At 28.4% G+C, this 7236-nt stretch carries 4 protein-coding genes; 3 read left to right on the top strand and 1 reads right to left on the bottom strand.

Annotated elements, in window-relative coordinates; all coding sequences use genetic code 11:
* Positions 1-135: 135 nt before the first annotated feature.
* On the bottom strand, positions 136-795 hold the full coding sequence (locus tag ACRDBA_RS03545) for a Crp/Fnr family transcriptional regulator (protein WP_438571551.1): 660 nt from the start codon (positions 793-795) through the stop codon (positions 136-138).
* A gap of 140 nt (positions 796-935) precedes the next feature.
* Between ACRDBA_RS03545 and ACRDBA_RS03540 the strand changes: the two genes are divergently transcribed.
* From ACRDBA_RS03540 to ACRDBA_RS03530, 3 genes are all read left to right on the top strand, one after another.
* Positions 936-1520, top strand: a complete 585-nt coding sequence (locus ACRDBA_RS03540) for a YeeE/YedE thiosulfate transporter family protein (protein ID WP_438571550.1) — start codon at positions 936-938, stop codon at positions 1518-1520.
* A gap of 12 nt (positions 1521-1532) precedes the next feature.
* Positions 1533-2093, top strand: a complete 561-nt coding sequence (locus ACRDBA_RS03535; protein ID WP_438571549.1) for a YeeE/YedE thiosulfate transporter family protein — start codon at positions 1533-1535, stop codon at positions 2091-2093.
* A 339-nt stretch (positions 2094-2432) separates the two neighbouring features.
* A complete protein-coding gene (locus ACRDBA_RS03530) occupies positions 2433-6848 on the top strand; it encodes a S8 family serine peptidase (protein ID WP_438571548.1) in 4416 nt (1471 codons plus the stop codon).
* Positions 6849-7236 lie beyond the last annotated feature (388 nt).

Here is a 7236-nt window from a genome sequence, read left to right as displayed (position 1 = left end):
TATAATATAGCAGGTAGTTTCTTAGGACTAAGTTATTATGAGTATTTTAATGATAAGAGTAAAAATAGAGAAAGTATTTTAACAGAATATAACTTTAACTAGGTTTAGAAATATAAGAAAAAAATAAAGGATAGTTTATCTATCCTTTATTTTTTCCATATCTATAATTTCTATAACACCACGTGAAAGCTTAACGATACCTTGTTTTTCAAAATGTTTAAGCATACGAGATACTACTTCACGTGCTGTTCCTAAATCTTTTGCAATTGTATTATGAGTAGTGGTAATAGTATTAGAGTTAAAATTTAATAAATAATCTATTAACCTTTTATCAAAACTTGAAAATACTATTTGTTCTATTATCCATATAACTTCTGACATTTTAGATTGAGTTACTTGTAATATGTATTTTTGAAATTCAATATTATTTTTTTGAAGAAAATCTAAATAATGACTAGGTAATACTATAACTTCAGTATCTATGATTGCTTCAATATTAACATTGAAATTTATATTATTAAAAATGCAAGAGGCTGTAAAAATACAAGAGTCTCCATCTAATAGTGTATAGAGAGTTATTTCTTTACCGTCGGGAGAATTTAAAAAAGCTCTCAAACTTCCACTTAAAACTACTAATAAACCACTACATTCATTTTGAGTTATATAAGAAAATTGATTACTTTTAAAAGTTGTACGAAAAGCATGTTTATTGAAATTTTCCTGCTCTTCTATATTTAATTTATTATAAAAAGGAATAGTATTTTGTAAAAAATTGACATCGGATTTTGCTAACATAAATGGTCTCCTAACAATATATATAATAAATAAACTATACAATAAGAAATAATATTATTATGTGACTTTATCACTTTTAATATTTACATCTTACTATATAATAAAATCAAATTAAAGATAAGATTAAAGGAGGAAAGAAAATGAAGAAAAATAATTGGATAAAAGGAGCAATAATTTTAGGGATTTCATTTTTTATAGCAGTTTTATTAGTTAAACCAATAGGTGTATCAACTCAGTTTTCAGTTTTATCTGGAATCATTCATAGCTCAATAGATAAGGATGTAATAGTAGAGGATTCAAGTAGAGAAAGTGGATACAAGAGTACAAATGCGTATTACGACAAATCAGAAGGAAAGCTTGCAAAAAATATAAAGCATCCTTTAAATTATGACTTTATGTTTGTATTAGCAATACCAGTAGGTGGATATTTAGGATATTTATTTTTAAGAAAGAAAGAACAAGAGGGCGAGGTTGATGAGGATAAAGATATTAATGCTTGTTCCTTAGATGATAATAAAAAAGGATTTATAAAAACATATGCTCCAAGCTTTTTAGGTGGATTCTTATTACTATTTGGTGCAAGAATGGCAGATGGATGTACTAGTGGTCATATGATGAGTGGAATGATGCAAGGAAGTGTAAGTGGATATTTCTTTGCAGCAGCAGTTTTCGGAACAGCAATTCCAACTGCATTAATAGTTAAAAAAATGAAGAAGGCAAAATAGGAGGTTAAGTATATGAATATTTTTTTAGCAATTTTACTTGGTGGTTTCTTTGGATTTGCATTATCTTATGTAGGGGCTACAGGTTTTAGAAATATATTAAAGATGTTAAGATTAGAGGATTTATCTTTAGCTAAGATAATATTATTTGCAATAGGTTTATCAAGTGTTTTACTTTCAATATCAGCAATGTTAGGGATTTTTGATATATCTCATTTAAGTGTTAAAACGATGAACTTAGGTGTTATAATAGGTGGATTATTATTTGGAATAGCATTTGGTGCTGTTGGAACTTGCCCAGGAACTTGTGTTGGAGCAATAGGTAGTAATGGAGTTAAAAAAGCTATTTCTGCTATAATTGGAGGTTTACTAGGTGCATTTACATTTTCATTATCTTATGGGTATTTTAAAGACTTAGGTTTATTTGATACATTAAATATGGGAAAACTAACATTATTTAATATATCAGAAAAATTTCCATCAGTATTTAATGTAGGATTTATAGGATTATTAATTGTAGGAATTTTATTTATGATAGTAGGGTATGTACTTCCTAAACAAATATTAAAAGATTAAGATTAAAAATTATTATAAAGCAGTAGTTACAGTTAAATTTGTAGCTACTGCTTTTATTTTTATATTAAATGGTAAATTATTTTATGGCAAATTTTTCAAAAGAATATAAAAGAAAATTTAATTTTATATAAAAAATATTAATTTATAATATTAAATAATAAATTTACATAAGTTTGATTTTGACGAATTGTTTAATAAATACAATAAAAATTATTAATTTGTTAATAAAAATTGACATTTAAGATTAAATGATATAAAGTATACATATATTGTTAATAAAGTAAAAATAAGCAATAAGCAAATTTCTAGCAAGACTAGAAGATTAAAGGGGGACGTTAAATGAATAAGGGAGCAAAAAAACTAATAGCAATATTAGCTTTAACAGGTATGCTATCGACAAACATATCTTCAATGTCAACATTTTCTGTACAAGCTGATGAGAAAGGAAATATTGAAAAGATATTACTTTCTTTAAGTGATGAGGAAAAACAAGCACTAGATTTTATAGAGGCTTCAGAAGAAAATACAGGGCTATTATTAAATGATAATGTTAACTTAGACAGTGATGAGGACTTAACTGTAATAGTTGAATTTAATCAAAAACCAGCAGAAATATCTATTCTTGAAGGTAAGATACAGGGGAAAATGCTTGCATTACAAGATGAGGAAGAAAAAGTAGAAGATGCACATGAAAAAATGACTAAGCATATACAAAATATGTTTAAAATTAAGACATATAGTGGGGCATCAAATTATATAGAATATAGCTATAAAAAAGTATTTAATGGAATGGCTGTAAAAGTTCCTGCCAATAGGGTAGAAGAACTTTTAGAATGTGATGTAGTAAAAGCTATTTATAGTGAAGAAGTAATAGAAATAGACCCAATTTTAGAAGTAAACGAAACAGAATCAGATGTTAATTTAAGAAGTGTTGATTCTGATGAAATAGGGGTTGAAAAACTTCATAGTGAAGGAATAAGTGGAGAAGGAATAAAAGTAGGTGTTTTAGATACAGGAATTGATTATAATCATCCAGATTTAAAGGCTGTTTATAGAGGTGGATATGATTATGTAGATAAAGATAATGATCCTATGGAAACTACTTATGATGATTGGTTAGCATCAGGTCAACCAGAAGTAAATTCAAATGGAAATAAGTATTACACAAATCATGGTACACATGTTTCAGGTATAATTGCAGGGCAAGGAACTAATGAAAGTGATTATGCAAAAGAAGGTGTAGCACCTGATTCAGAACTTTATGTTTATAGAGTATTAGGTAAGTATGGTTCAGGATATTCAACAGATATTATAGCAGCTATAGAACAGTCTGTTATAGATGAAATGGATGTTATCAACTTATCATTAGGGGCTAGTACTAACAATCCATTATATCCTACAGGTATTGCTGTAAACAATGCAGTATTATCAGGTGTAGTAGCTGTAGTTTCAGCAGGTAATAGTGGGCCAAACACATATACTTTAGGTTCACCAGGAGCGTCAGCTTTATCACTTACAGTAGGAGCAAGTGATATTCCAATGGATATACTTACTTCAGTAGCAAATATAGTTAATGCAAATGGAGAAAGCTATGATTTAAGATTAGTTGGAAAGCATATTAAAGAAAATCCAGAAGATTTAGGTGGACAAGAACTTTCTATTGAATATGTAGGAAATGGTGGGCCAATAGGATATGAAGGTAAAGATGTTAATGGAAAGGTAGTTATTGCAGATAGAGGTGTATATGCATTAACAGATATAACAGCAATTGCAAGAGCTAATGGAGCAGTAGCTGTATTATTAGTAAATAATACAATCGGGCATGTATCAAATTACGTTGGAGAAGATAAAGGTTTTGTACCAATGTTTTCTATAACTCAAGAAAATGGTATAGCTCTTAAAGCTTTATTAGAATCTAATAAAGAAATAAAAATTTCTTTTGATTCATTTGCTATAGATAAAACAGAAGGAGATAAATTAGCTAGCTTTAGTTCAAGAGGTCCAGTTACAAAGACTCATGATATAAAGCCAGAAATAGTTGCACCAGGAGTTTCAATATCCTCAACAGTTCCTTCTTATATGGCAGGACCAGAATCAATAGGAAACTATGAGTTTGCTTATAGCAAATTAAATGGTACTTCTATGTCAGCACCTTTTGCTGCTGGTGTTGCAGCATTAATGCTACAAGAGAATAAAGATTTAACTCCAATGGAACTTAAAACTAAGATGATGAATACAGCAGACCCTATGAATGGTGACTATAGTGTTTATGAAATAGGACCAGGAAGAGTAAATGCTTATGACGCAGTTAAAACAGAAATGAATATAACAATATCAGATGTAGTAACTGTTGATAATGGTGAAAATGGAGATATTGAAATTCAAGATGGAGATTTAAACTTTGGTGTTCTTACTGATGTTGGAAATAACATAGTTAAGGAAAAAGTTATAAATATTGATAATAGTGGTTCAGAAGCTAAGAACTTTAAAGTAGAAGTAATTCAAAATAAGAATGTGGGACTAGCTAAGGATTGGGAAAGTAATGGAGTTTCACTTAGTCATGAACAAACAATTTCAGTTGATGCTAATAGTGTTTTAGATTTAAATGTAGCTATTAATATTCCAAGTGAAGCAGAATTAGGTGTTTATGAAGGCTGGATAGTTTTAGTAAATGAAGCTAATGGTGAAGAAGATTATAGAATACCATTTGCAGCTACTAAATCAGAAAAGATAACTAATAAAATGTATATGGACCTTGATAAAATTGCTACACCAATAGGATATTATAGTAGATATATAGTTGGAGCATCAAGTATTTTCTTCTCATTAGTAGATCCTGTAAAAGCAATGACATTTACAATTGTAGATGGAAATACTGGTGAGGAATTTGGATATTTTGGTTCACTTAATACAAATGGAATATCACCAGGATTATTATATAGAGTAGATGGATTTAATGGAATGTATTTACCTATAACAGATGATGAAAATAATCCAATTGCATATGAAGCAGAAAAATTAAATACAGGTAATTATAAATTAAGATTAAGAACATTAACTACAAAGGGAGAAATTTTAGAAACAGACTTTGCATTTTATGTTGATAATAAGCTTCCTGAAGTGAAAGAATTAAGTATTGATACTGAAAATGGACCTTTAGATTTAACAGGAGTAGATATTTATGAGTATGATCCAGTTTCAGAAAAGACTATTCCAGTTTCAGCAAAATTTTATGATGAAGATTTAAATAAGATATTAGAAGCTAATATAGATCCTTTCTCAAGACCAAGTTTTACAAATTATTATGGAATACAAGTAACAGGGTCTACTGCAAAAGTTACAGCTGAAAGAGATGGAACAGTAACAGGAACTTTAGCACCATCTCCAATGAAAAATATAACAGCAACTGAAATACAAGCAGTTGATGCAACAGGAAATACTTCAATTAATGATGTAAGAACTGTTTACTTTGTTAAGAAGGGAACTAAGTATGTTTCATTAAAACCACAGAAAAAGACTTATAAAGATAATGAAACACCAACAATAGACTTAACAGTAAATAATGCTACTGATGTAAAAGAAGTTAATTTTGAGTATAGATTAAAAAATCATCTTGCAGAATTAGTTGAATTTAATTTATTACCAGAGTATCAAGATAAGGCTACATTAACTTATACAACAGATGTTGATGATGATAATATGCTAAATATTAAAGGGAAAATAGTATTTAATGAAGCATTAACCACTGTAGATGGTGGAGCTAAGGTAGCACAATTTACATTAAAGAATAAAGTAGATTTTTGGTATAATAGTACTATATCTATCACAGGTACTTCAAAGTACACTAATTCTAATGGAGAAACAGTAAAAGTTGACACAGCATCACCTTCATATAGAAGAGAACCAGAATCTATAAAGGTAAGAATGGAACCTTATTGGGCAGAAGGTTTAACATTTGAGGTAAGTGGAATTATAAGACCAACTTTAGGTGATTCCTTCGATTATTCAACAGTAGGTTTAGAAACACATGCAGTAGATAGAGATGGAAATAAGTTTGAGACATTCTATGATACTCAAGCTAAAAGATATGTATTTACAGCACCACTAGAAAATAAAAAATATGATGTAACTTATAACCTTCCAGGTCACTTTACAGTATATAGAGAGCTTACTATAGATAGAGTAGATCAATTGGGAATAGGATATTATCAAGAAATGAGCTTTGAAAGAGCAATAGCTGGTGATGTTAATAAAGATGAAGTAATAGATATCAATGATGCAATTGCAATAAAAGATAATTATTTAAGTAATCTTAGAGCGGCAGATATTAACTTTGATGGTGTAGTTGATATGAATGACTTACAATATGTAATAGATAATTTTGGAATAAAGAATCCAACAGCTACAGAAACTCCAGAGCCTGTTTTAGAAAAAGATGGAGTAACTATTGAAAGCATTAAAAGTGAACTTGAAAATGGTGTTACAATAGTAGCAAACAAAGCAAGTAATATTAAAGCTAATGCTAGTAATACAAGTGTATCATTAACTTGGGATGCACCAGTTAGTGGAGTTGGAGTAACTGGATATACTATTTACAAAGATGGTAAAGAAGTAGAAACAGTTAAGGCAGGAACTACTAATTATATAGTTGAAAATTTAAAGGCAAATACTATATATGGATTTAAGGTAGTAGTTAAATACTCAGATGGCACAGTATCTAAGCCTATTTCAACAAATATAAGAACTAACAAATAATTATAATAAAAATCCTCTGCAATAAAATGCAGGGGATTTTTTATTTGAATTTATTTTTAATATTAGCCTGGAGCAAGTTGAAAATTTAAAAAATAGTTTTGTTAGAAATTTGTAAGGTTTATATAAAGAAGTTTGTAATATTATAAAGTTAAAATATAAGTATAGGGAGAAAAAGATAAACTTTATTTCTTATATATTATAAGAGTAATAAAAATACATGTTATAATTATTACGCAAAATTTAATTAAATAAAGACCAGCTAATAATAGTCAAGTAAAATAATAAAAAATATTTTTATTAAAAAATTGTATAACAAATAAACCATTTTAAAACACGAATGGTTACAAATTATGGATATTATTAAGCGACGTTAGTTAGAGATTTATTT

Source organism: Clostridium sp. (genome assembly GCF_051654825.1).
GTDB lineage: Bacteria > Bacillota > Clostridia > Clostridiales > Clostridiaceae > Clostridium.
The sequence above is the reverse complement of the archived record's forward strand: the minus strand, read 5'-3'. Positions and strand labels throughout refer to the sequence as shown.

Coding starts and splice junctions, on each gene's coding strand:
- ACRDBA_RS03540 (WP_438571550.1), top strand. CDS start 936: ATGAAGAAAAATAATTGGATAAAAGGAGCAATAATTTTAGGGATTTCA.
- ACRDBA_RS03545 (WP_438571551.1), bottom strand. CDS start 795: ATGTTAGCAAAATCCGATGTCAATTTTTTACAAAATACTATTCCTTTT.
- ACRDBA_RS03530 (WP_438571548.1), top strand. CDS start 2,433: ATGAATAAGGGAGCAAAAAAACTAATAGCAATATTAGCTTTAACAGGT.
- ACRDBA_RS03535 (WP_438571549.1), top strand. CDS start 1,533: ATGAATATTTTTTTAGCAATTTTACTTGGTGGTTTCTTTGGATTTGCA.